Genomic DNA, 23,606 nt, shown 5'->3' with positions numbered 1-23,606 from the left:
TGAAAGACACAGGTTCGCCGGCCCGGTTCCCTCATTTCCGCCCTGGAGGCCGACGTTGAGTGCCACACGATCGCCCGTGCAGAACCCCAACCGTACCCTGCCCCGCTGGCTCGCCAAATTTTTCTTTCAGTGTGTGGAAGCGGCGCAACGCAGTATTGCCCGTCACTCGCTGGTTGGCGACAAGCCCATCTTCGATAACGCCCAGTTCCCCTGGGTCGAAGCGATCGAGGCACAGGCACCGGCCATCGCCCGCGAACTCGAAGCCGTACTCGCCACACCAGGACGTCTGCCCGCGTTCCACGAGATCTCTCCCGACGTCGCCACCATCACGCAAGACCATCAATGGCAGACGTTCGTCTTCCTCGGCTACGGCATGCGTGCCGAGCGCAACCTCGCCCGCTGCCCGGCGACGGCCGCCGCACTCGATGGCATTCCCGGCCTTCGCACGGCCTTCTTCTCGATCCTGTCGCCAGGCAAGAAGATTCCGCTGCATCGCGGCCCGTATAACGGCGTGCTGCGGCTGCATCTGGCTTTGAAAGTGCCGCGCGAGCGCGAGAAGTGCTGGATCGAGGTCGACGGACAACGCTATGTCTGGCAAGCGAATCGCGCTGTGATCTTCGACGACGCCTACGAGCATCAGGTGCATAACGACACCGACGAGACGCGCGTGGTGCTGTTCGTCGACTTCGAGCGTCCTTGCAAAGCGCCCGTCTCGTGGCTCAACAAACTGCTGCTATCGTTTGCCCCGCTCACGCCGGAGTTGCAGCAGGCCAAGACCAATCACGAGAAGTGGGAGCGCGACTACTACGCGACGCCCGCGCCAGCGGCACCGACGTCAACATCGACGGCCGTGCCGCCATCGAGTGCGCCATCCGCCAACGCGCCGACCCAGAGCGGCGCAGCGACGGACACGCATGCAGAAACGGTGGCCGACGAACGCGCGCATGGCTGATCGCAAGCCTTAACGACAAATCCGTCGCCCATAAAAAACGCCAGCGAATCGTCTTCGCTGGCGTTTTTCATTGCGACGAATGAAACCGTCGTGCTACGTCGGCATTACCTGAGCCTCACGCCTTTCGCGCGGGCTGCGCGAGCACGTCCTGCGCAGGCGGCGGAACGAAATTCGCCGCGAGCACCGCAACAAGCGCCGCCGCCAGCATCGCACCGATGCCAAGCGCGGCATCGCCGAAATGCAGGTAGGCGAACTTCACCGCTTCGATCACGGCTACGGCAACGACGATGGTGATCATGCTGAGCATGCCTGCGACCGTCGCCCGATTGGGACTATCGACAGCGAACAGCGACTGGCGATACACCACGCCGTAGCACATACCCATACCGAACGCGTGCAGCGTCGTGCCGATGAGCAACGCCGGATAGCCCGGTGCCAGGATGGCCGTACCGATGAGCGACACCGCTGCTCCGATCAGCATGGCCGCCACGCCTGTCGCCAGCAGACGCCCGTTCGACCAGCGCCCCACCTGACGCGCGAGTAGCACGTTGCCGAGAATCAGCGCCGCGAACACCGGCACTTGCAGCATGGCGTACTGCATCTGCGACAGCCCGGCACGCTCGATCAGGAACACCGGGCCTAGCGCGATCCAGGAGAGCAACGGCGTCACCGCCAGCCCCGTGAGCACCGCGCCGCGCCAGAATCGTCCACTGGACAGCGGCAGCTTATAGCCCGCCCACAACTGCTTTGCGTTCAGCGCATTCCGATCGTGACGCGACAGCTCGGGCATCGTGCGATACAACCCGACGAACGAGAACACCGCGACAATGGCGATGAGCCAAAAGATGCTGCGCCACGGCCAGAACGACACGACAGCGGCACCGGCGAGCGGCCCGAACAGCGGCGAGAGCAGCGACACGTTCGCCATGAGCGCCATCACACGCACAGCGGTCTTCTCTTCGAACGCCTCATGCACCGTCGGATACCCCACCGTCAGCACGAAGCAGCAGCCCATGCCTTGCAGGAAGCGCAGCGCAATGAACTGCGGCATCGTCTGCACGTAATGCACCGCCAGACACGCGACGATGAACATGGTGAGGCCGGAGAGCAGCACACGACGGCGACCGAAGCGGTCGGCGAGCGGACCGAGCAGCCATTGCAGACTTGCGTTGCCGAGCATGGCGGCGGTCAGCGCCAGCGTGGTCATTTCCGCAGACGCGCCGAACTCGCGCGTAACGAGCGGCATGCCGGGCATGATCATGTCGTTCGAGATGTAGACCGCGAACTCGAAGAGCACCAGCGAGAAGGGGAACCAGAATCGCGAGACGGGGGACCTGGGGGAAAGCGGACTTACAGAGTGAGACACCTCGTAAAGGCTCCTTTGTGCAACCCACGCTCGTGACGTCGGCACACATGTATTTGAACTCCAAAAGACAACACCCCCGGCGCCTGCGAGGCACCGGGGGTGTCTGTTGCTTCGACTGTGCCGCCTCAGTGTGGTTCGGGCGGCGTTTCGATGCTTCAGACGTCCAACAGATCAACCTCGAAGACCAGGGTGGCGTTCGGCGGAATCACGCCGCCTGCACCGCGTGCACCGTAGCCGAGTTCGGCCGGAATAATGAGTTTGCGCTTGCCGCCGACCTTCATGCCGGCAACGCCTTCGTCCCAACCGCGAATGACCATGCCGCCGCCAAGCACGAAGGCGAACGGATCGTTACGGTCTTTGCTGGAATCGAATTTCTTGCCGTCGGTGAGCCAGCCCGTGTAATGCACGGTCACGGTCTTGCCCGGGGTGGCTTCTGCGCCATCGCCCATTTGCAGGTCTTCGTATTGCAGGCCGGAATCGGTAGTGACAGTCGACATGGTTGTTCTCGCTCGAAGAAGAGAGGATATCGACGCGCGAGGTATCGCCAACGCGCGAACTCGGGAAAGAAAAAACCCCCGGCTCTCCGCGAAGAGCCGGGGGTGTTCCGCCAAGGCGACTTGGCGGAGACGGAGGGATTCGAACCCTCGATCCAGGTTTTGGCCCAGATGCTCCCTTAGCAGGGGAGTGCCTTCGACCTCTCGGCCACGTCTCCCAAACTTGTCGTCGCACCAGGGAGGTGATGCGACGAGACCGTGATACTACCGGCTGTTCTCGATGCCGTCAAACATTATCCGCATCGAAACCCAACTTTTTTTGCGTACCTGTCATGCACCCGACACGTACACGGGAATTTTCCCGCATCGCTGCCCGAAAATTCCGTTGCGCGCCGCATGCATCACGCTCACATACGGCACGTCTTTTTGCCGTCCGAAGCGACGGCAAGTAATCAATGACGATCGCTACGATCGCCAACCGTCACTTACGCCTGATCGAGTTCGAACGCCTTATGCAGCGCGCGCACGGCGAGCTCCATGTACTTCTCGTCGATGAGCACCGAGATCTTGATTTCGGACGTGGAGATCAGCTGGATGTTGATGCCCTCTTCCGACAGCGTGCGGAACGCCTTGCTGGCGATACCCACGTGCGAGCGCATGCCCACGCCGACGATCGACACCTTCGACACCTTCGGGTCGCCGATGACTTCGGCAGCGCCGATATGGCCTTGCACGTCGCTTTGCAGCAGCGTCATGGCGCGCTGGTAGTCGCCACGCGGCACGGTGAACGTGAAGTCGGTCTTACCTTCGACGCTCAGGTTCTGGATGATCATGTCGACATCGATGTTCGCGTCGGCGATCGGGCCGAGAATCTGGTACGCAATGCCTGGGCGATCCGGCACGCCACGCACGGTGATCTTGGCCTCGTCGCGCTGGAATGCGATACCCGAGATGATGGCCTTTTCCATTTGTTCGTCTTCCTCAAAAGTAATCAGCGTGCCCGAGCGCGCTTCTTCGTCGAGCGCGATCATCGGGTCAGTCAGGCTCGACAACACGCGAGTCTTGACTTGGTACTTGCCGGCGAATTCCACCGAGCGGATCTGCAGCACCTTGGAACCGAGGCTGGCCATTTCCAGCATCTCTTCGAAGGTCACCTTGTCGAGGCGGCGAGCCTCGTCGACCACACGCGGGTCCGTCGTGTACACGCCATCGACGTCGGTGTAAATCAGGCACTCGTCGGCCTTGAGTGCGGCAGCGACTGCCACCGCCGAGGTGTCCGAGCCACCGCGACCGAGCGTGGTCACGTTGCCGTTCGGATCGATCCCCTGGAAACCGGTGATGACGACCACGCGACCCGCATTGAGATCGGCCATGACGCGCTTGTCGTCGATTTCCGAAATGCGAGCCTTGGTGAAAGCGCTGTCGGTCTTGATCGGTACTTGCCAGCCGGCGTAGCTCACGGCATCGACGCCAGCCTCTTTGAGGGCCATTGCGAGCAGGCCAACGCTCACTTGCTCGCCCGTGGCGGCAATGGCGTCGAGTTCGCGCGGATCCGGATTGGCCGAAATCTCTTTGGCCAGGCCCAGCAGACGATTGGTCTCGCCGGACATCGCCGACGGCACCACCACCATCTTGTGACCGGCTTTATGCCACTTGGCCACGCGCTTGGCGACATTCTTGATGCGCTCCACCGAGCCCATCGACGTGCCGCCGTATTTGTGTACGATCAGAGCCATAACATTGCTAACACATTGATTTAAAACCGTTTATGAATCCTGCGCGGATACCCCTTCATGGGTATCGGTGACGTTTCGATTCGCGGAACTTTTGATTATCGCACGAATGTATCGCGTTGGCGTCGGTTTGACGCACATTGCGCTGCGATGAACCCATGAAGCCGCATCCGGCAGCAGGTTATGCTGAATTTCGCGGAAGTTTTAGTTGGCGGTGCCTCGTTGTTACTTAGGCTCCGCTCAATTCCCTTGAGCCCGAGGTACACCCAGGTTTGTCGCTTCGGCCAATTCCCGCTCAGCCCTCTCAACCTTCCGGGCCGCGGGGACTGGCAGCACCCCGCTAGGCTCCATTGAATGCCTGAACACGCAGGGCGGTCGCTCCGGCCGTCTCCCGCCCAGCTCTCTCAACCTTCCGGGCAGCGGGGATTGGCAGCACCCGGCTAGGCTCCACTGAAAGTCGCTACGCCAGGGTGCCACCAATCCCCGCCACTCAAACTTCCGAATCCCACTTCACGCCTCGTCGCGCCACGCCATCACCCATCGCGTGCCACCCTCTTCCCGCTGCGCTGCGCCGTCGACGCCAAGCCTCGGGACGAAGACGATCGCGCCCGCCTGCCACACGATCGGCACATTTCTCAACCACGCCGCAACACCACGGCTCTGATACCAATGCTTCAACGACCGCGAATGTCCCTGCGCATGCTCCCGCCAACGCTCGCCACCCACCCTCGCCTTCGCCACCAACGCGGATGCGCGCAATACCTGCTCGCCGATGCTTCCTGACGTCTCTTCGTCTTCGCTCACCGGCGTGAAAACGATGCTGCCCTTCCACTGCGGCAAATGCCACTCTCGCTCACCCGCCCAACGCAGCACGACGTCGGACACCACATCGTCCGGATCCGCCATCTCGTAGATCGCCGTCCACTGCAATTCGTCGCGATACAACCGCAGCACCGCTTCGCCATGCGGCAATTCGAGCGACGCTTCCGCCTGCGCATCGCGAATCTGACGCACCCACTCATCAAGACGCGCTTCCGGTGGCGTCGCCAAGCCACGACGTGCCGTCCAGTAACGCAGCAGGTTCGCCAGACGCGCAGCATCGAGGCCCTGCAAGCGCGTTCGCTGCAAACGCTCCTCGTCGCCCACATTCGGCACACGCGCCATTTCGAAGTCGAGCTGCGCCAATTGATCGAGCAATGTCTGCGCCTGCGCAGCATGACGCGCAAATCGCGCCAACGTCTCGCGATATGCAGGCACATGCGACGCAATCGCAGGCATCACGTCGTGACGCAACGCGTTGCGCAAATAGTGACGATCTTCGTTGGACGGATCTTCGACCCACGTCAGCGATCGCGCCTTGGCGTACGCACGCATCGTTTCGCGCGAAACGTCGAGCAACGGACGCAACAGACGCACACGATCCGCGCTACGCCCGACGACCGGCAGCGCCCCTTCCAACGCCATCGCGGCGACGCCCGGCAACCCGGCACCGCGCAACATCTGCAAGAGCACGGTCTCCGCCTGGTCGTTGGCATGATGCGCCGTCAGCAACCAGCCGACGTCATGCGTCAGACAGGTCGACGCCAGCGCGTCGTAGCGCGCCGCACGCGCCGCACCTTCGATGCCCTGTCGCGCATCGCTCGGCACACTCACATGCCGCGCCTCGAAGGCGAACCCACGCAAGCGCGCCTCGCGCTCGCACACGGCGAGCCACTCGTCGGCATGTTCGGAAAGTCCGTGATGGATGTGGATGGCCAGCGGCTGCGGCATCGGCTCGACCGCTTCGCCCGACGGCCCGGTTTCGCGGCGCTTTTGCACCCAATGCGCCAACGCATCGAGCAGCACCATCGAATCGAGGCCGCCACTGAGCGCGATGGCCAGACGTGGCGGTGACGCGGGGGAATCGCGATGAGGTAGGACGTGCGCCGTCAATGCAAGACGCAAAGCGACGTCTACATGTGCAACTGCCGCGTCGCATCGGACAGATGCGAACGCGGCAGCAGAAGATTCGTGATGAGGCATCGGATTCGGCGTCATCGCCACGACAGGCGACGACGCATCGGCATGCGCTTTACTTCGCGCCGGCTTCCTTGAATTTGCCATAGCTCATCAGGCGCTCGAAACGACGCTCAAGCAGCTCCTTGTGGCTCATGCCCTGGAACTGACGCAGCGAATCGGCCAACGCACGCTTGAGCATACCCGCCATACCGAGCGGATCGCGTTGCGCGCCACCCAGCGGCTCGTTGACGATCTTGTCGATCAGACCCAGCGCCTTCAGACGATGTGCCGTCAAGCCCAGCGCCTCTGCAGCCTCAGGGGCCTTCGCTGCGCTCTTCCACAGAATCGACGCGCAACCTTCCGGCGAAATCACCGAATACGTCGAGAACTGCAACATCATGACCGTATCGGCGACAGCCACGGCCAACGCGCCGCCCGAACCACCCTCACCGATGATCGTGGTGATGATCGGCGTTTTGAGTTCGGTCATCGCGTACAGGTTGTGACCGATGGCTTCCGACTGACCGCGCTCTTCGGCATCGATGCCCGGATAGGCACCCGGCGTGTCGACGAACGTGAAGAGCGGAAGGCCGAACTTCTCGGCCATCTTCATCAGACGCAAGGCCTTGCGATAGCCCTCCGGACGCGGCATCCCGAAGTTGCGCATGGCGCGCTCTTTGGTGTCGCGCCCCTTCTGATGACCGATGACCATGCAGGCCTGGCCGTTAAAGCGTGCCATACCGCCCACAATGGCGTGATCGTCCGAGAAGGTACGATCGCCATGAAGCTCATGAAAGTCGGTGAAGATGTCGCGGACGTAATCGAGCGTGTAAGGACGCTGCGGATGACGTGCGATCTGCGAAACCTGCCAAGGCGACAGGTTTGCGTAAATGTCCTTGGTGAGCTGCTGGCTCTTCTTGGAGAGGCGCTCGATCTCTTCGGAAATATCGACGGCTGAATCGTCTTGCACGAAGCGCAACTCTTCAATCTTCGCGTCGAGTTCGGCGATCGGCTGTTCAAAATCCAAAAAGGTGTTCTTCATCAGGTTTCCCCGGAAATGCGGCAGCGTATTGTACCGCCGGTAACGTCTACCCGGATGAGATAGGCAACTTTCATCGCCTGTCGACCCGCAATAGCCGTCAAAAATGACTGGATGAGACAGAATGGACGCGGATTATACGTCCTCGCGTCTATAGAAACCGTAAATGATCGGTATCGATCAATATTCGACCGGCACCGGTTCGAGACTCCGCCACATGTACCACGTGGCGACGGAGCGCCAGGGCTCCCAGTTGGCAGCGACTTCACGTGCTTCGCTGCGCGTGACAGGCTCGCCGCTGAAATAGTTGACGCTGATGGCGTTGATCAGCCCGACATCGTCGAGCGGCAGGACGTCGGGACGCAACAGATTGAACATCAGGAACATTTCGGCCGTCCACCGGCCGATGCCGCGGATACCGGTCAGCTCGGCAATGACCGCCTCGTCGTCCATGCTCGCCCACGCATCGACGTGCAGCGCACCGGACTTGAAATGCGTCGCCAGATCGAGAATGTACTCGGCCTTGCGACGCGACAGCCCACAACCGGCGAGCGCATCGTGCCCCGCCTTGATGAACTGCGACGGCGAAAGCTTCGGACAGATCGCCACGACGCGATCCCACACCGCCTGCGCCGCCTTCACGGAAATCTGCTGACCGACGATCGAGCGCGCGAGCGTAACGAACGGCTCGCCACGTCCGGTCAGATGCGCCGGGCCAAACTGAGGAATCAGCTTCTTGAGAATTCGGTCGCGCTTCATGAGATCCGCACACGCCTGATCCCAGAAGTCGGGACGCGTTGCACCCGGCGCAACCGGCAAGGGCACAACGCCCGTCACCGCCTGCTCGACCACCTCTTGTTCGAGACGCTCGATCTCCGGCGTGACGATGCGCGTCTCGCCATCGCGCTTGGCGATAACGCGCCGCGTGGTGGCCGCGCTGGACGCGTCCGGCTTTGCGTTCGGTTTCGCGTCCGATTTAGCGGTAGTCTTGCGCGGCGTCTTCACAGGCGGCTTCGAAGCGGCCTTCTTTGCGACGACCGGCCCGGTCTTCGGCACCGACGCCTTGCGGGCTGCGCCCACGCCGGACGACTTCGCAGGCGCCTTCGCAGTCTTGCCCGCCGCTGTCTTTCCGGTTGGCTTGGTAGTCGGCTTGACAGCCGCCGTTCGCGTTGCGGTCGACGCAATCGAGCCGGTCGACTTCAGCGGACTGCGACGCGCGCCGTCGACCGGTGCCGACACCGGCTTCGCCGTCGTCGAACCTTTTGCCGAACGCTTGGGCGCCGGGGTCCCGGTTGCGACCTTCGCGGCTACGGATTTACGAGTCACCATGAGTGTTTTGCCTCGATGCGTCGCGCTCAGGCACGACGCCATTCGGTGGCGCCTCCGGGACGGTCTTCCAGCACGATCCCCTCGGCCAGCAATTCGGCACGAATGCGATCGGCTTCCGCAAAATTACGATCACGTTTGGCCTGAGCACGCGCTTCGATGCGCGCCTCGACCGACGCGCGCAGCGCATCACCATCGCCTGCACCCTCGTCGCCCGCCGCCCCTTGAAGGAACGACTGCGGATCGCGGCCGAGCAAGCCCAAGGTCGCCGCCAGCCCCTGCAACTGGCGCACCAGCACAGGATCGCGCTGCTTGTTGATTTCGCCTGCCAGCTCGAACAACACCGCAATGGCGACCGGCGTGTTGAAGTCGTCGCTCATCGCTGCGGCAAATCGCTGCGCGAATGGCTCGTTCCAGTCCAACGGCGCGCCGTCGCTCGCCGCATCCTTGAGCGCCGTGTACAGACGCGTCAGACCGCCGCGAGCATCGTCCAGATGGACATCGCTGTAGTTGAGCGGGCTGCGATACTGGGCGCGCAAGATGAAGAAGCGCACGACTTCCGCGTCGAACTTCGCCAGCACTTCACGAATGGTGAAGAAGTTGCCGAGCGACTTGGACATCTTCTCGTTGTCCACGCGCACGAAACCGTTGTGCATCCAGTAATTGACGAACGTCTCGCCCGTCGCCCCTTCGCTCTGCGCGATCTCGTTCTCGTGATGCGGGAATTGCAGATCCGCACCACCGCCGTGAATGTCGAAATGGTTGCCGAGCAACTGGCAGCTCATGGCCGAGCACTCGATGTGCCAGCCCGGACGGCCAGCGCCCCAAGGCGACGCCCACTTCGACTCTTCCGGCTCGGTGTCCTTCGCGCGCTTCCACAGCACGAAGTCGAGCGGATCCTGCTTCGCCGTATTGGCCGCCACGCGCTCACCTGCGCGCAGGTCTTCGATGGACTTGCCCGACAGCTGGCCGTACGTCGAGAACTTGCGCACGGCATAGTTCACGTCGCCGTCTTCGGCCTGGTAGGCGTAACCGTTGCGTTGCAACGTGCCGATCATGTCGACCATCTGCGGAATGAAGTCGGTGGCACGCGGCTCATGGTCGGGACGCTGAACGCCGAGCGCATCGGCATCTTCATGCATCGCAGCAATGAAACGCGTGGTCAGTTCGCGCATGGTCTCGCCATTCTCGACCGCGCGTTTGATGATCTTGTCGTCGATATCCGTGATGTTGCGCACGTACGTGACGCGATAGCCGAGCGTGCGCAACCAGCGCTGCACCATGTCGAACACCACCATCACGCGCGCATGACCAATGTGACAGTAGTCGTACACCGTCATCCCACAGACATACATGCGAACTTCGCCGGGAACGAGGGGTGCGAACGACTGTTTATCTCGCGCGAGCGAGTTGTAGACACGGAGTGAATCCATAGATATGCGCTTGACCGGGCGGCAACAGCGCTGGACGCTGCGACGATATCCCCGCGTGAAACGAGAGCGATATCGCGAGGCGGGCTGCGCGCCGTGCGGTAGAAAAAACGAACCTGCGAACCGCCTCCACCGCCACATCGAGAAATGGCGCGGGCCGGGCGCAGGTGTTTTGTTAGAATGCGGCCGAGTATAGCATCTCTTGCGCACCTCTCAGGTATCCCAAGCACCCACTATGACGCAACGAAGCCGGTCACTTTTGTCTCCCCTGACGCACGTTCCTTCGCGCCTTCTTTCTCATGTGCGCCCGCTCGCCGCTGTCTCGCGCAGCGCACGCGCACTCTCGCTCGCGGCCGCAACGCTCGGCGTGGCCAGTGCGCTGTTCGCACTGCCCGCCGGTGCGCAGGCCATCACCGATCCGCCCCCGCCCAAACCGCTGCAAACGCCGCAGCAAGCGAGCGAATCGGCCATTAACAAGCTGGTCGATGCGGACAAGTTCAACGACGCCCTGACCAAGATCGACGAGCATCTGAAGCAATACCCGCGCGACGCGCAGGTGCGCTTCACGCGCGGTCGCGTGCTGATGGAAATGGGCCGTAATGCGGAAGCCATCGACGTCTTCACGGCGCTCACGCAGGACTTCCCGGAACTGCCCGAGCCGTTCAACAACCTGGCCGCGCTCTACGCGCAGGCGGGCGAGTACGACAAGGCCCGCGCCGCACTCGAGAGCGCGATTCGCAACAACCCGAACTTCGCGGTCGCGTATTCGAATCTGGGCGACGTCTACGCCAAGCTCGCGCAGCAGGCATATCAGAAATCTCTGAAGCTCGCGCCGACGGCTCGCGTGTCGAACCGAGAAAAGCTGCTGTCCAATATGCTGACCCCGCAACGCGCCGCGCCGGTCAGCCAGACGCCGTCGCCGCAAAAGCCCAGCGAGGACGCCGCCGTGAAAAACATCGGCAAGTCGGGCAACTAAGCCCGGGGCAGCGACTCGAACTCCGTTCCACCTTCCCCCTTCATATCGATACAGGGAGACACGTATGTCCTTTCCGAATCGCCTGCGTCGCGCCATGCTCGGCGGCGTTGCCACCGTGGTGGCGGCCGCAGCCCTAACGGGCGCGAGCCTGCCGGCCTTTGCGCAAAACGCGCAGCCCCAGGTGCAATTCAAGACGTCGCTCGGCAATTTCGTGGTCGAAGTCAACCCGAAGGCAGCACCGAAGACGGTCGAGAACTTCCTTCAGTACGTCAACGATGGTTTCTACAATGGCACGATCTTTCATCGCGTGATCAACAGCTTCATGATTCAGGGCGGCGGTTTTACCCCGAACATGGACCAGAAACCCACGCGCGCCGCGATTCCCAGCGAATCGAAGAACGGCCTGAAGAACACCATCGGCACCATCGCCATGGCCCGCACCTCCGATCCGAACTCCGCGACCGCGCAATTCTTTATCAATGTGAAGGATAATGCGTCACTGGATTACCCCAACCCGGATGGCTTCGGCTATACGGTATTCGGCAAGGTGGTGTCCGGCATGGACACCGTCGAGAAGATCAAGGGTGTGGCCACGACCCGCAAAGGCATGTATTCCGACGTGCCCGCCACGACGGTCGTGATCGAATCGGCCAGCGTCGTCAAACGCTGAAAATCCTCCGGCCCGCCGGGATCATTTCATTAGAAGGAAAGCATCATGGTTGAACTGCACACCAATCACGGCGTCATTCGCATCGAACTCGACGCAGCCAAGGCACCGAAGACGGTCGAGAACTTCCTGAACTACGTCAAGAACGGTTTCTATGACGGCACGGTGTTCCACCGCGTCATCAACGGCTTCATGGTCCAGGGTGGCGGTTTCGAAGCCGGTATGAAGCAAAAGGCGACCGAAGCGACCATCGAGAACGAAGCCAACAACGGCCTGAAGAACGACAAGTACACGCTGGCCATGGCCCGCACGAACGATCCGCACTCGGCCACGGCCCAGTTCTTCATCAACGTGAACGACAACGACTTCCTGAACCACAGCTCGCCGACGCCGCAAGGCTGGGGTTACGCCGTGTTCGGCAAGGTCGTCGAAGGCCAGGAAGTGGTCGACGCCATCAAGGGCGTGAAGACCGGTTCGAAGGGCTTCCACCAGGACGTGCCGGTTGAGGACGTCGTGATCGAGAAGGCTGTGATCGTCGCGTAAGCGCCCTCACGCGAACTGCGACACTCGATGCCAGTATCGACTGCGCGGTGCCCGCAATGCCCCGTGATACCACGGGGCGACGGGCCCGCGCTTTTCATTTCCGATCTTCACCTCTCGCCGGCCCTGCCGCAGACGGTGCAAGTCTTCGAAGACTTCCTGCGCGGTCCCGCGCGTGAAGCGTCCATCCTTTTCGTCCTCGGCGATCTGTTCGAATACTGGATCGGCGACGACATGCTCGATGCCGACCGCGACGCCGAAAACGTGCCCGCCTCGGCCACGCCGGTCAACGAACCGCTCGGTGTATTCGCACGCCGCATGACGGCCGCGATGGCGGAACTCTCGGCCAGCGGCGTGCCCATCGCGGTGATGCGCGGCAATCGCGACTTCCTGCTCGGCAAGCGCTTCGCACGGGCGGCGGGCGCGGTCATGCTCGACGATCCCTGCGTGTTCTCGTTCCTCGGTCAGGCGCTTGTGCTCAGCCACGGCGACCAGTTGTGCACCGACGACGTGGGTTATCAGCGCTTTCGCCGCGTCGCGCATTCGCCGCTCGGTAAGGCTTTTTTCCTGACGTTGCCGCTGCGCGTGCGCATGGGGATTGCGGATCGCATCCGCCGACGCAGCGCCGCCAAGGGCGCACATCGCATGGCCTACGCCGACGCCGACGCCAACGCCCATGCCATCGCCGCGCTGCTCGAAGCCGCCGGCGAGCGCACGCTGGTGCACGGTCACACGCATCGTCCGGCACGTCACGTCGACGGACGACGCGTACGCTGGGTCCTGCCAGACTGGGAATTCGATGTGGATCCGCCACGCGGCGGCTATCTGCAATGGGACACGCACGGCTTACGCGCCGTCGACCTGGCACCCTCCGCGACATAAGCGTTGCGATGTAAAAACGGCTCGTTGCTAAACGAGCCGTTTTTGTTTGAATCCGTGACGACGACGATTCGCTGCCGTCGCCCCACCACGTCACATGTCCTGAATTTCCTTGCCTAACTTGCGCAACTCGGCCGTATCGATCTTGCTTGCGCCGAGCGCTTCGAGATGCGCGCCGAGCTGGTTAAGCGCCGCCACCATGACATCGATCTTGTGCGACTGATCCGTCGCGTTCTCGATCAGGCCATGAATCGCGAGTGAGACCGGGTCATCGGCGTTGGGCGTAATGCCGTAGGCCGAGAACTCCGGCACTTCCGGCGTATTCGGTTTATTGGGCTGATTCGGCTTACACTCGCCTTCGCCAGCCTGTGCGTCTTCGCGCGGCGCACCGGGACGCACGACGCGCGCCGGATTGCCCACCGCCGTGCCACCCGCCGGGACCGGTTTGACGACCACCGCGTTCGAACCGATCTTCGCGCCCTCACCCACCGTAAAGCCGCCGAGCACCTTCGCCCCCGCACCGACGATCACGCCTGCCTCCAAGGTCGGGTGACGCTTCGCGCCGCGTGTGAGCGACGTACCGCCGAGCGTCACGCCCTGATAGATCGTGCAATCGTCGCCAATCACCGCTGTCTCACCGATCACCACGCCCATGCCGTGATCGATGAACACGCGACGGCCGAGCGTCGCCCCCGGATGAATCTCGATGCCGGTCAGAAAGCGAGCGTATTGCGAGATGTAGCGTCCGCTCCATTTGAAACCCGACGTCCAGCAGCGATGCGCCACCCGATGCAACATCACGGCATGCAGGCCGGGATAGCAAGTGAAGACTTCCCAGTTGCTACGGGCAGCGGGGTCTTTTTGCCGGATGGCGGCGATATCTTCGCGAAGACGAGTGAACATAAGCCTGAGTTCTGTCCTGTCGTGCGGCGTCCGACCGTCTTGGGGACGGATCGTCGCGTATTAGCGGGTGATTCCGGGAGTGCTGGAATGCAGCGATGTGCGCTGCGGCGGCCGTGGTAGGCGCCGCATTGCGAAATGGCGAAGCGGTGACGCGCGCCGACGAGGCAACGCATCACGCAGGTCAGCGCATGGCTAACAACAGTGGACGTGGTAAGGCAGAGAGGCGGCGCAACGCTGGCGCAAACGATTCATATCCGCGAAAGGCGTATAAGCATATGACAGCCGATTGTAGGACCTTTTCGCGATATTTGCAGCAATCAGCGGCGCACCTTGCGCTCCAGAATGTGCTTCGAGATGCCGCGCAGGATGTTGACCTCCTCGCGCTCAAGATGGCTCTTCGCGAACAGACGACGCAGTCGCGTCATCAACTTCTTGGGATTGTCGGGGTCGAGAAAATCGAGCTCGACGAGCGCGCGCTCCAGATGCGTGAGCATGCCTTCGACGTCATCGCGTGTCGCCAGCGCGTCATGCGAAGCGGCATCGGCGACCGGCGTCGCCACCGTCACGACCTGAGGCGCATCACCGCGCGCCTGCGCCAGACACGCCATGCGCATTTCCCAGGCGATCAGCTGCACGGCCTGCGAAAGGTTGAGCGAGCTATAGACCGGGTTCGCGGGAATGTGCACGAGCGCGTTGCACCGGTCCACGTCCGCATTCGACAAACCGGTGCGCTCGCTGCCGAACACGAACGCCACCGCTTCGCCCTGCCCCGCATGTTGGACAGCGATGGCCGCACTCTCGCGCGGCTCGGCGTTCGGCGGTCCGTACTCACGTGAGCGCGCGGAGAGCGCTACTGCCCAGCTCACGCCCTGCAATGCCGTGACGAGATCCGGCACGATCAGCGTGTTGGCGAGTACGTCGTCGGCACCGCTGGCGAGCGCGATCGCTTCCGGATCACGCAGCACGTCCGCCCCGGCACGCGGCGCTGCCAGCACCAGTCGGCCAAAACCCATCGTCTTGATCGCTCGCGCGGCCGAGCCGACGTTACCCGGATGACTCGTCTCGTTGAGCACGAAACGCACCTGATCGAACAACGGCGACGGGGAATGGGGAGCGGACGAAGCAGACTGGGACATGAGACGGCGATAGAGGGGAATCGGGAGCGGGACCGGAAACGACAGCGGACAGCGCAGCGCAGGAGCCTGCGACAGCGCACAACGGCGCTATTTTGCCTGATTCGGCGCGGCGGAGGGCTAACGCCGGACGCAACGCCGCCGAAATGTCCGGCAAACACCCGCCGACCGCGCGGCTAAAAGTGCATGGCATGGGGCAAAAGCCGAAAAAAGGGTCGGAACATACAGGTTCCGAAGCGCACCCGCCGCATTTTTGCTAAAATACGCGTTTTCGCCCCTGCAAACGAGCCGCCACACAGTGCGCGGCGCTTGTCGGGGCATCGCTCTTGCTCAATTTGTTCGCTTTGTCTGCCACGCTTGCCGACCGACCCAATGGGGGTCGCGCGTCTCGCCAGCGATGGCCTTAACAGGAATCTGTCATGCAGCATCCCATGCTCAATATCGCGGTGAAAGCCGCGCGCCGCGCCGGCTCCATCATCAGCCGAGGCTCCCTGGACATCGAGAAGGTTCAGGTCAGCAAGAAACAGCACAACGACTTCGTGACGGAAGTGGACAAAGCGGCAGAGCAAGCGATCATCAGCGTCCTCCTTGAAGCCTATCCCGACCACGCCATCCTCGCCGAAGAATCGGGCGAAGAGCACGGCAATTCCGGCTCGGAATTCCAGTGGATCATCGATCCGCTCGACGGCACCACCAACTTCATCCACGGCCTGCCCTACTACTGCACGTCGATTGCCCTCGCACACAAGGGCGTCGTCTCGCAAGCCGTGATCTACGATCCGACCCGCAACGAACTGTTCACCGCCTCGCGCGGCCGCGGTGCGTTCCTCGACGGCAAGCGTATTCGCGTCTCGCGCCGTGATCGTCTGGCCGACGGCCTGATCGGCACCGGCTTCCCGTTCCGCGATCTGCAAGGCGTGGAAAACTACCTGAAGATGTTCGGCACGATGACCGAGCATTGCGCTGGCATCCGTCGCCCGGGCGCTGCCGCGCTGGATCTGGCCAACGTCGCCGCCGGCCGCATGGACGGTTTCTTCGAGCAAGGCCTGAACCCGTGGGACATGGCCGCAGGCAGCCTGCTGATCACCGAAGCCGGTGGTCTGGTCGGCAACTACACGGGCGAATCCGACTTCCTGTTCGAAGGCGAAATCCTCGCGGGCAACCCGAAGATCTACGCACAGATGGTCAAGCTTCTCGAAGGCTATTCGCTCACGAAGCGCCCGGCCCCGTCGGCCAAGTCGGGCACGCTCTCCGTCTCCGCGGAAGGCAGCTCGCAGGCGTAAGTCACTGCAAGGCCTCAGGGACGCGGCACTCGCGGCGTCCCCAACAAAAAACCCCGGCAATGCTCACGCATCCCGGGGTTTTTTGTGTCCGGCGCCGCCGTAGCTGTACCGGAATCTCGTGCCTTGACGTCGAACCGGTCAGGCGGCCAGACGCGCCAGCACTGCGTCGCGGCCCAGCAGTTCCAGCACCGCATCGATGGCTGGCGTGTGCGTGGTGCCCACGACGAGCAGACGCACCGGCATCGCGAGTTGCGGCATCTTCATGCCGTGCTGCGCGAGCGTCGCCTTGAACGCCGGTGAAATGGCTTCCTTCTTCCATTCGGGCAACGCGGTCAGCGCAGTTGCCAGATCCTTCACGGCGGCGCGTGCGGCATCGGTCATGTGCTGCTTCATGTCTTCAGCCGACGGGGCGGGTGCACGGTAGAACATCTCGGCGCTCGCTGCGATGTCTTTGATCGTGTTGGCGCGATCCTTGAACAGACCAACGACACCGGCCAGCGACGGGCCACCCTCGATCGACACGCCCGCCTTTTGCAGGAACGGCTCGGTCAGCCCGGCCAGACGGTCGTTGTCCGCCTGCTTCAGATACTGGTTGTTCAGCCACTGAAGCTTTTCCGGGTTGTGCTGTGCGGGCGACTTACCGAGATGCTCCAGATCGAACCACGCCACGAACTGCTCGCGCGAGAACACTTCCGCGTCGCCGTGTGCCCAGCCCAGACGCGCCAGATAGTTCACCACGGCTTCCGGCAGATAGCCTTCTTCACGGTACTGCACGACACTCATCGCGCCGTTGCGCTTCGACATCTTCTCGCCCTGGTCGTTGAGCACCGTGGGCAAGTGCGCGTACACGGGCCACTTCTTGCCCAGCGCTTCGAAGATGTTGATCTGACGCGGCGTGTTGTTCACGTGGTCGTCGCCACGAATCACGTGCGTGATGTCCATGTCGATGTCGTCGACGACCACGCAGAAGTTATACGTCGGCGTGCCATCGGGACGCGCGATCACCAGATCGTCGAGTTCTTCGTTCGAGATTTCGATGCGGCCCTTGACCGCGTCTTCCCACACGACGCTGCCGGTCAGCGGGTTCTTGAAGCGCAGCACCGGCTGCACACCGGCCGGCGGCTCGGGCAACACCTTGCCCGGCTCCGGACGCCAGCGGCCGTCGTAACGCGGCTTCTCGCCACGCACGCGTTGCTGCTCGCGCAGTTCGTCCAGTTCTTCCATGCTCATGTAGCACGGATAAACGTGACCGCCCGCCTTCAGTTGCTCCAGCACTTCGCGATAGCGATCCATGCGCTGCATCTGATAGAACGGACCTTCGTCGTAATCGAGGCCGAGCCATTCCATGCCTTCCAGAATGACGTCCACGGCCTGCTGCGAGGAGCGCTCGAGGTCGGTGTCTTCGATGCGCAGCACGAACGCGCCGTTGTTGTGACGCGCGAAGGCCCACGGATAGAGAGCGGAACGGATGTTGCCCAGATGGATGAAACCGGTCGGGCTAGGCGCAAAGCGGGTGCGGACAGTGGTCATGGTTTGGCTTCGGTGCATCGCGTCGGCGACAAACAAAAACGCCCGCAGCGGAGGGATTCGCGCAGGCGGGTCGCCAACATTTGGAAGCCGTCATTATATCAGCCGAGTGCGTGCATTCGCGGCACAGTCCGAGACGGGACTCGGAATTTCCTGAAACCTGCATCGGACGTCGCCCCCGCGCGCGCCCGATGCAGGCTGACTTCTCAGGAAAAGCGGGACGGACAGCCCGTCAAAGTTTGGCGAGCGACACCTCGGTGGCTTTGACCAGCGCCACGACCTCGGAGCCGATATCCAGACGCAGTTCGTCGATCGAGCGCGTGGTGATGACCGACGTGACGATGCCGCTCGGCGTCTCGACGTCCACTTCCGAGAGCACAGGGCCGCGCAGGATCTCGCGAATACGGCCCTTGAACTGGTTACGCACGTTGATGGCAGTGATACCCATGATGAACTCCTGTGTTCGAAAAGATGTGATCGAGAGGTTGTTGAAAAGTGTGTCGACGCGCGACTAGATCGCCCACCGCACCGCGGCCGCTGGCCACAGCGGCTCGGACACCGGCACATGCGACGACGGCGCGACTTCGGTTTGCAGCACGCGTGCGAGCACCTGAGCTTCGAGTCCGGCAAATTCGACGCTGCCGCGCGCTCGCGGGCGTGCCAGCGATACTGATTGATCGAGCCCCAGTTGCCCTTCCTCGATGAGCACCACGCGATCCGCCAGCGCTACCGCCTCCTGCACGTCATGCGTGACGAGCAGCGCCGTGAAACCGTGTGCGCGCCACAGGCGCTCGATCAGCGCATGCATTTCGATGCGGGTGAGCGCGTCGAGCGCACCGAGCGGCTCATCCAGCAGCAACAGATCGGGCTGATGCACCAGCGCACGCGCCAGCGCCACTCGCTGACGCTGACCGCCCGAGAGCTGACTCGGCCAGTCGTCGGCACGCTCGGCCAGCCCCACTTCGCGCAGCACGTCGAGCGCCTTCGCATGCGAAGACTTCGGCAAACCGATGGCGACGTTCTCCAGCACGGTGCGCCACGGCAGCAGACGCGCGTCCTGGAACATGATGCGCGTGGCCACCTTGCCGGATGCGTCGCCCAGCGCATGCCCATCGAGCGTGATGCGCCCGGCGTCCGGCGTCTCCAGCCCGGCAATCAGACGCAGCAGCGTCGACTTACCGCAACCGCTACGCCCCACGATGGCCGCGAATCCGCCGCGCGGAATCGTCAGCGAGAAGTCCGACAGCACCGAACGTGCGCCGTAACGTTTGCCCACGGCGTCGACACGCAACCCGCCGGACGCTTGCGCGTCACTCGCCGGATGCACCACTTTAAGATTCGTCCCCACCGCGCCACGTTGCGCAGCCACGTTTGCTCCGAGCGGCAATCGTGTACCGAACGGATCGACCTGCGGATCGAGCGTCAGCCGGTGCGCGTGGCCGGTGGCCCGCTGTTCGGCCGTCCATCCGGCTTCGATGTCGGCACCCGCGACCGGGGCCAGTTGTTGTGCGCTCATGCGGCGGCTCCTCGTTGAAAGGCCGGATGCCAGCGCAACCAGCGAAATTCCAGTTCCTTGGCCAGCACGTCGGCCAGCTTGCCCAGCAGCGCGTAAAGCAGAATCCCCACGAGTACGATGTCCGTTTGCAGGAACTCGCGAGCGTTCATCGTCAGATAGCCGATGCCCGATTGCGCCGAGATGGTTTCCGCCACGATCAACGTCACCCACATCAGGCCGAGCGAAAAGCGCACGCCCACCAGAATCGACGGCAACGCCCCGGGCAGAATCACGTCGCGATACAGCGCCCAGCCGCGCAATCCGTAGCTGCGCGCCATCTCGACCAGGGCCGGATCGACGGCACGAATCCCCGCGTACGTATTGAGATACATCGGGAAGAACACCCCGATGGAGACGAGGAACAGCTTGGCTTTCTCGTCGATGCCGAACCACAGAATCACCAGCGGTATCAGCGCCAGGTGCGGGATGTTGCGCAGCATCTGGAACGACGAGTCGAGTGCCGTTTCCGCCACGCGCGACAGCCCTGTCAGCATGCCCAGCAGCAGCCCGAGACCGCCGCCGATGAGAAAGCCGATGACGGCGCGTCCGGTCGATACACCGATATCGCGCCAGATCTGCCCCGTAATCGCGAGTTGCCACGCAGCTTCCACGACGGCGGACGGTGCGGGCAGCACCCGCGTCGACAGCCAGCCCTGCTCGGCGGCGAGTTGCCAAAGCGCAACAAGAACGACAGGCACGGCCCACGGCGCAAGGCGTCGGGCAGCGACGCGCCCGTAGCGTTGCAACGCGCCGGGTGTTGCCGCACGCGTAGTAGCGTCGGTGGGCGAAGTCGTCAGCGTAGATTCGGTCATGCGAATTTCCCCCGGGGCATCGCGGCCCCGATTCCGTTCAATCCAATGAAATCGATGTGTATCGGCGCTCAGGTGCGCGAATCAGCTTTGCGACGCCTGCGGCACGATGTTGTTGGCCATCACTTCGCCAATCGGCCCGGACAACGGACCGTGACCGTTCCCAAGCTTCTCGCGCACCTCGCGCGGCAGATGCGGGAACACCAGTTCGGCAAAGCGATACGCCTCTTCGAGGTGCGGATAGCCCGACAGAATGAACGTGTCGATACCCAGATCCGCGTATTCGCGCAGACGCTGCGCCACGGTCGGGCCATCGCCCACGAGCGCCGTGCCAGCGCCGCCGCGCACGAGTCCCACACCGGCCCACAGGTTCGGTGCGATCACGAGCTTGTCGCGGCGCCCGCCATGCAACGCGGCCATGCGTCGCTGCCCTTCCGAATCCATCTTCGCGAACTGTGTCTGCACGCGCGCGATGGTCTCGTCGTCGAGCTTGCTGATGAGCGAGTCGGCGGCACGCCACGCTTCGTCTTCCGTCTCGCGCACGATCACATGCAAGCGCAGACCGAAGCGCAACGTGCGCCCGAGTTTGGCGGCGCGCGCACGCACGTCTGCGATCTTCTCGGCGACATCGGCCAGCGGTTCGCCCCACGTCAGATAGACGTCGAGCTGCTCGGCCGCAATCTGACGCGCCGCCTCCGAAGATCCGCCGAAATACAGCGGCGGATGCGGCGTCTGCACCGGCGGATACAGCAGCTTTGCGCCCTTCGCGCGCAGATGCTCACCGTCGAAATCGACGCTCTCGCCGCGATGCGATTTCTCCAGAATCGAACGCCAGATGCGAAGGAATTCATCCGTCACTTCGTAGCGCTGCGCATGGTCGGCGAAGAAGCCGTCGCCTTCGAGTTCACCGGCATCACCGCCCGTGACGACGTTGATCAATAGCCTGCCGCCCGAGAGGCGATCGAACGTCGCCGCCATGCGCGCGGTGAGCGCAGGCGATGCGATGCCGGGGCGAATGGCGACGAGAAACTTCAGGTGACGGGTCGCACCGATGAGGCTCGACGCCGTCACCCAGGCGTCTTCGCAGGAACGCCCCGTGGGCAGCAGAACGCCCTCGTAGCCGAGCGTGTCGACTGCACTCGCGATCTGTCGTGCGTAGTCGAAATCGAACACGCGCCCGCCGTCGGATGTGCCGAGATAACGGGCGTCACCGTGCGTCGGAATAAACCAGAAGACTTGCATACGGACTCCGGCACTCAGGCAGCGAGTGTGGCGCTGGCGGCGCCCACACCGAGCGCTCCGCGTGCGTTCCGGATGCCTTCGGCCACCTTGCCCGGCCACTGACGGATCACCTCGCGCTCATGCAGCCATTGCGAGAGCTGATCGACGGTCGCGCCCAGACGTTCGGCGATGGCGGCGTCAAGCGTTGCGCCCTCTTCCTTCGGTACTTGCAGATCGACGGCAAACACGCCACGCAGAATGTGCTGCGCACCGAGCGCCGAAAGCACCGGCTTGAGCGCGTAGTCGAGCGCGAGCAGATGCGCGGGGCTGCCGCCGGTCGCGAACGGGGCGACGAGCTTGTCCGCGAGGCCGTCTTGCGGCAGCACGTCGAGGAAGGCTTTCAGCAAGCCGCTATAAGCCGCCTTGTAGACCGGCGTAGCGACGACAACCGCCTGTGCACCGGCCACTTGGGCAAGCGCATGACGCAGATCGTCGTGCGAGGTGTCGGCGGCGAGCAGCGCGGCGGGCGAGAGTGCACGGATGTCGATGCGGCGCACCTCGATACCGGCCGAAGCCAGATCGGATTCGACGAAACGCAACAACCGGGCGCTGCGTGAGGCGGCCGACGGGCTGCCCGAGATCGTGACGGCGTATGTCATACTTCCCTGCCTAAGACGGGCCGCAGCCCTGTGGAATCGAAGCGCGCCACAGGCACCTGAGCGGTGCCCGCGATGCCAGCCGGGACGCCGATGAGTACGCGCCGTCGGCCACTGGTGAACCAGTGTAGCGAGGCGTCCCGCGCGCCCGAACCAATCAATCCGGGATAGCTTTGCGCGTTTTCTCATAACCTGAAGTCATGCACCTTTGCCGCCTTATTCCATCCGGCGGTGATAATCGCGCCACCTCATTGCCATGTCCGCCCCGATCCTCGAATTTCGCGAGTACCGTCCCACCGATAGCACCGACACACACGACTTCCATCAGGTCGTGATCGGACTGTCGGGACGCATGTCGCTCTCGCTCGACGGCGACGCCACCCAGCACGGACGCGTGGGCGCGCGCAACGGCGTGGTCATTCCGGCGGGCGTACGGCATGGCTATCGAGGCGACGGGCCGAACCGGCAAATCGTGCTGGATGTCCCTGCCGCGATTGCGAACGCCACCGGCACGTCGCGCGCCTTCGCGCGGGAGGCGTTCTTCGCGCTGGATGCCGGGCTGCTGGCGCTGGTCCATCGGGTGAGCGCCAGCGTGGATGACGGACGCCCACTCGATGCCGACGACCCCGTCGTGCGGGAATGGCTCGCCGCGCTCGCGCCCCGACTGGCACCGGCACGTCATGCCTCGCGCACTGTGCGGCTGGATCTGTCGCAGGTCGACGCGCGTCTGCAAGCCGACCTCGCCACACCGCTCGACACCGCCACGCTCGCGCGGGAAGCGGGCATGAGCGTGCGGCATTTCCACGACTGCTTCGTGGCGATGACCGGCGAGACGCCTCACCGGCATCTCATGCGCCTGCGGCTCGCCCGCGCCGCTTCGCTGCTGCTCGATGAGGACGCACCGCTCGCCGACATCGCACTCGACGTCGGCTTCAACGATCAAAGCGCCCTCACCCATGCCTTCCGTCAGCACTTCGGCCTGACGCCCGCCGCCTGGCGACGTGCCCGGACGGCCAACTGACAGACGCGTCGGACTGTCTGCCGTATTTCACAAGCCTCTTCCACGCGCGACGCGTTACGCTCTCCCGTTCCTTCCCTATCTCATCGCGAACGGAGCAG

Annotated in this window: 22 protein-coding genes and 1 tRNA gene; 7 read left to right on the top strand and 16 right to left on the bottom strand. The window is 63.2% G+C overall.

Annotated elements, in window-relative coordinates; all coding sequences use genetic code 11:
* Positions 1–55: 55 nt before the first annotated feature.
* Positions 56–952, top strand: a complete 897-nt coding sequence (locus tag ACIQWO_RS02215) for an aspartyl/asparaginyl beta-hydroxylase domain-containing protein (RefSeq protein WP_402818636.1) — start codon at positions 56–58, stop codon at positions 950–952.
* Positions 953–1,067: 115 nt separating this feature from the next.
* Here the strand turns inward: ACIQWO_RS02215 and ACIQWO_RS02210 are convergent, their stop codons facing one another.
* The 8 genes from ACIQWO_RS02210 to cysS all read right to left on the bottom strand — a co-directional run bounded on the left by ACIQWO_RS02210 (position 1,068) and on the right by cysS (position 10,341).
* Positions 1,068–2,318 (bottom strand): MFS transporter, encoded by a 1,251-nt coding sequence (locus tag ACIQWO_RS02210; RefSeq protein WP_402818633.1) that lies wholly within the window; start codon positions 2,316–2,318, stop codon positions 1,068–1,070.
* Positions 2,319–2,473: 155 nt separating this feature from the next.
* Complete coding sequence (locus ACIQWO_RS02205; RefSeq protein WP_402818630.1) at positions 2,474–2,815, bottom strand: FKBP-type peptidyl-prolyl cis-trans isomerase; 342 nt, start codon at positions 2,813–2,815, stop codon at positions 2,474–2,476.
* A 121-nt stretch (positions 2,816–2,936) separates the two neighbouring features.
* Positions 2,937–3,030 (bottom strand) — tRNA-Ser (locus tag ACIQWO_RS02200).
* Between the two features lie 267 nt (positions 3,031–3,297).
* Entirely contained in the window at positions 3,298–4,548 is a 1,251-nt protein-coding gene (locus ACIQWO_RS02195; RefSeq protein ID WP_039399126.1) for an aspartate kinase, read from the bottom strand.
* Positions 4,549–5,055: 507 nt separating this feature from the next.
* The gene (gene tilS / locus ACIQWO_RS02190; protein ID WP_402818626.1) at positions 5,056–6,477 is read right to left on the bottom strand and encodes a tRNA lysidine(34) synthetase TilS; all 1,422 of its coding nucleotides are present in this window, start codon (positions 6,475–6,477) and stop codon (positions 5,056–5,058) included.
* 139 nt (positions 6,478–6,616) lie between these two features.
* Entirely contained in the window at positions 6,617–7,585 is a 969-nt protein-coding gene (locus ACIQWO_RS02185; RefSeq protein WP_150576830.1) for an acetyl-CoA carboxylase carboxyltransferase subunit alpha, read from the bottom strand.
* 177 nt (positions 7,586–7,762) lie between these two features.
* Entirely contained in the window at positions 7,763–8,911 is a 1,149-nt protein-coding gene (locus ACIQWO_RS02180; RefSeq protein ID WP_402818622.1) for a hypothetical protein, read from the bottom strand.
* Between the two features lie 26 nt (positions 8,912–8,937).
* On the bottom strand, positions 8,938–10,341 hold the full coding sequence (gene cysS / locus ACIQWO_RS02175) for a cysteine--tRNA ligase (protein WP_402818619.1): 1,404 nt from the start codon (positions 10,339–10,341) through the stop codon (positions 8,938–8,940).
* A 298-nt stretch (positions 10,342–10,639) separates the two neighbouring features.
* Here cysS and ACIQWO_RS02170 point away from each other — a divergent pair, with 298 nt between their 5' ends.
* The 4 genes from ACIQWO_RS02170 to ACIQWO_RS02155 all read left to right on the top strand — a co-directional run bounded on the left by ACIQWO_RS02170 (position 10,640) and on the right by ACIQWO_RS02155 (position 13,403).
* Positions 10,640–11,314 (top strand): tetratricopeptide repeat protein, encoded by a 675-nt coding sequence (locus ACIQWO_RS02170; RefSeq protein ID WP_402818616.1) that lies wholly within the window; start codon positions 10,640–10,642, stop codon positions 11,312–11,314.
* 94 nt (positions 11,315–11,408) lie between these two features.
* On the top strand, positions 11,409–11,984 hold the full coding sequence (locus tag ACIQWO_RS02165) for a peptidylprolyl isomerase (protein ID WP_402821760.1): 576 nt from the start codon (positions 11,409–11,411) through the stop codon (positions 11,982–11,984).
* A 45-nt stretch (positions 11,985–12,029) separates the two neighbouring features.
* The gene (locus ACIQWO_RS02160) at positions 12,030–12,524 is read left to right on the top strand and encodes a peptidylprolyl isomerase (protein WP_150576826.1); all 495 of its coding nucleotides are present in this window, start codon (positions 12,030–12,032) and stop codon (positions 12,522–12,524) included.
* A gap of 27 nt (positions 12,525–12,551) precedes the next feature.
* A complete protein-coding gene (locus tag ACIQWO_RS02155; RefSeq protein WP_402818612.1) occupies positions 12,552–13,403 on the top strand; it encodes a UDP-2,3-diacylglucosamine diphosphatase in 852 nt (283 codons plus the stop codon).
* Between the two features lie 90 nt (positions 13,404–13,493).
* Here the strand turns inward: ACIQWO_RS02155 and cysE are convergent, their stop codons facing one another.
* Positions 13,494–14,303 carry a serine O-acetyltransferase gene (gene cysE, locus ACIQWO_RS02150; RefSeq protein WP_402818609.1) on the bottom strand — a complete coding sequence of 270 codons (810 nt, stop codon included), beginning with the start codon at positions 14,301–14,303 and terminating at the stop codon, positions 13,494–13,496.
* Positions 14,304–14,620: 317 nt separating this feature from the next.
* The gene (locus ACIQWO_RS02145; protein WP_402818606.1) at positions 14,621–15,439 is read right to left on the bottom strand and encodes an RNA methyltransferase; all 819 of its coding nucleotides are present in this window, start codon (positions 15,437–15,439) and stop codon (positions 14,621–14,623) included.
* 416 nt (positions 15,440–15,855) lie between these two features.
* On the opposite strand from ACIQWO_RS02145, the gene ACIQWO_RS02140 reads away from it, so the two are divergent.
* A complete protein-coding gene (locus ACIQWO_RS02140) occupies positions 15,856–16,719 on the top strand; it encodes an inositol monophosphatase family protein (protein WP_402818603.1) in 864 nt (287 codons plus the stop codon).
* Positions 16,720–16,857: 138 nt separating this feature from the next.
* On the opposite strand, the gene gltX is transcribed toward ACIQWO_RS02140, so the two are convergent.
* From gltX to ssuE, 6 genes are all read right to left on the bottom strand, one after another.
* Complete coding sequence (gene gltX / locus ACIQWO_RS02135; protein WP_402818600.1) at positions 16,858–18,249, bottom strand: glutamate--tRNA ligase; 1,392 nt, start codon at positions 18,247–18,249, stop codon at positions 16,858–16,860.
* A 229-nt stretch (positions 18,250–18,478) separates the two neighbouring features.
* Positions 18,479–18,694, bottom strand: a complete 216-nt coding sequence (locus ACIQWO_RS02130; protein ID WP_039399140.1) for a molybdopterin-binding protein — start codon at positions 18,692–18,694, stop codon at positions 18,479–18,481.
* A 63-nt stretch (positions 18,695–18,757) separates the two neighbouring features.
* On the bottom strand, positions 18,758–19,762 hold the full coding sequence (locus tag ACIQWO_RS02125; RefSeq protein WP_402818596.1) for an ATP-binding cassette domain-containing protein: 1,005 nt from the start codon (positions 19,760–19,762) through the stop codon (positions 18,758–18,760).
* The gene (gene ssuC, locus ACIQWO_RS02120) at positions 19,759–20,613 is read right to left on the bottom strand and encodes an aliphatic sulfonate ABC transporter permease SsuC (protein WP_402818593.1); all 855 of its coding nucleotides are present in this window, start codon (positions 20,611–20,613) and stop codon (positions 19,759–19,761) included. The genes ACIQWO_RS02125 and ssuC overlap by 4 nt, the downstream gene beginning before the upstream one ends.
* 81 nt (positions 20,614–20,694) lie before the next feature.
* Positions 20,695–21,852 (bottom strand): FMNH2-dependent alkanesulfonate monooxygenase, encoded by a 1,158-nt coding sequence (gene ssuD, locus ACIQWO_RS02115; protein ID WP_402818590.1) that lies wholly within the window; start codon positions 21,850–21,852, stop codon positions 20,695–20,697.
* A gap of 14 nt (positions 21,853–21,866) precedes the next feature.
* On the bottom strand, positions 21,867–22,490 hold the full coding sequence (ssuE, locus tag ACIQWO_RS02110; protein ID WP_402818587.1) for an NADPH-dependent FMN reductase: 624 nt from the start codon (positions 22,488–22,490) through the stop codon (positions 21,867–21,869).
* Positions 22,491–22,743: 253 nt separating this feature from the next.
* On the opposite strand from ssuE, the gene ACIQWO_RS02105 reads away from it, so the two are divergent.
* On the top strand, positions 22,744–23,508 hold the full coding sequence (locus ACIQWO_RS02105; RefSeq protein ID WP_402818584.1) for a helix-turn-helix domain-containing protein: 765 nt from the start codon (positions 22,744–22,746) through the stop codon (positions 23,506–23,508).
* Positions 23,509–23,606 lie beyond the last annotated feature (98 nt).

The sequence above is a fragment of the Pandoraea sp. NPDC090278 genome (assembly GCF_044772185.1).
Classification (GTDB): Bacteria; Pseudomonadota; Gammaproteobacteria; order Burkholderiales; family Burkholderiaceae; genus Pandoraea.
This window is presented reverse-complemented; position numbering and strand designations above follow the sequence as displayed.

What these genes read in the sequence shown, in the direction of transcription:
- cysS (WP_402818619.1), bottom strand. Translation starts at nt 10,341, where the DNA reads ATGGATTCACTCCGTGTCTACAACTCGCTCGCGCGAGATAAACAGTCG.
- ACIQWO_RS02185 (WP_150576830.1), bottom strand. Translation starts at nt 7,585, where the DNA reads ATGAAGAACACCTTTTTGGATTTTGAACAGCCGATCGCCGAACTCGAC.
- ACIQWO_RS02105 (WP_402818584.1), top strand. Translation starts at nt 22,744, where the DNA reads ATGTCCGCCCCGATCCTCGAATTTCGCGAGTACCGTCCCACCGATAGC.
- ACIQWO_RS02160 (WP_150576826.1), top strand. Translation starts at nt 12,030, where the DNA reads ATGGTTGAACTGCACACCAATCACGGCGTCATTCGCATCGAACTCGAC.
- ACIQWO_RS02125 (WP_402818596.1), bottom strand. Translation starts at nt 19,762, where the DNA reads ATGAGCGCACAACAACTGGCCCCGGTCGCGGGTGCCGACATCGAAGCC.
- ACIQWO_RS02130 (WP_039399140.1), bottom strand. Translation starts at nt 18,694, where the DNA reads ATGGGTATCACTGCCATCAACGTGCGTAACCAGTTCAAGGGCCGTATT.
- gltX (WP_402818600.1), bottom strand. Translation starts at nt 18,249, where the DNA reads ATGACCACTGTCCGCACCCGCTTTGCGCCTAGCCCGACCGGTTTCATC.
- ACIQWO_RS02145 (WP_402818606.1), bottom strand. Translation starts at nt 15,439, where the DNA reads ATGTCCCAGTCTGCTTCGTCCGCTCCCCATTCCCCGTCGCCGTTGTTC.
- ACIQWO_RS02155 (WP_402818612.1), top strand. Translation starts at nt 12,552, where the DNA reads ATGCCAGTATCGACTGCGCGGTGCCCGCAATGCCCCGTGATACCACGG.
- ACIQWO_RS02195 (WP_039399126.1), bottom strand. Translation starts at nt 4,548, where the DNA reads ATGGCTCTGATCGTACACAAATACGGCGGCACGTCGATGGGCTCGGTG.
- ACIQWO_RS02165 (WP_402821760.1), top strand. Translation starts at nt 11,409, where the DNA reads ATGCTCGGCGGCGTTGCCACCGTGGTGGCGGCCGCAGCCCTAACGGGC.
- ssuE (WP_402818587.1), bottom strand. Translation starts at nt 22,490, where the DNA reads ATGACATACGCCGTCACGATCTCGGGCAGCCCGTCGGCCGCCTCACGC.
- ACIQWO_RS02180 (WP_402818622.1), bottom strand. Translation starts at nt 8,911, where the DNA reads ATGGTGACTCGTAAATCCGTAGCCGCGAAGGTCGCAACCGGGACCCCG.
- ACIQWO_RS02205 (WP_402818630.1), bottom strand. Translation starts at nt 2,815, where the DNA reads ATGTCGACTGTCACTACCGATTCCGGCCTGCAATACGAAGACCTGCAA.
- cysE (WP_402818609.1), bottom strand. Translation starts at nt 14,303, where the DNA reads ATGTTCACTCGTCTTCGCGAAGATATCGCCGCCATCCGGCAAAAAGAC.
- ssuC (WP_402818593.1), bottom strand. Translation starts at nt 20,613, where the DNA reads ATGACCGAATCTACGCTGACGACTTCGCCCACCGACGCTACTACGCGT.
- ACIQWO_RS02140 (WP_402818603.1), top strand. Translation starts at nt 15,856, where the DNA reads ATGCAGCATCCCATGCTCAATATCGCGGTGAAAGCCGCGCGCCGCGCC.
- ssuD (WP_402818590.1), bottom strand. Translation starts at nt 21,852, where the DNA reads ATGCAAGTCTTCTGGTTTATTCCGACGCACGGTGACGCCCGTTATCTC.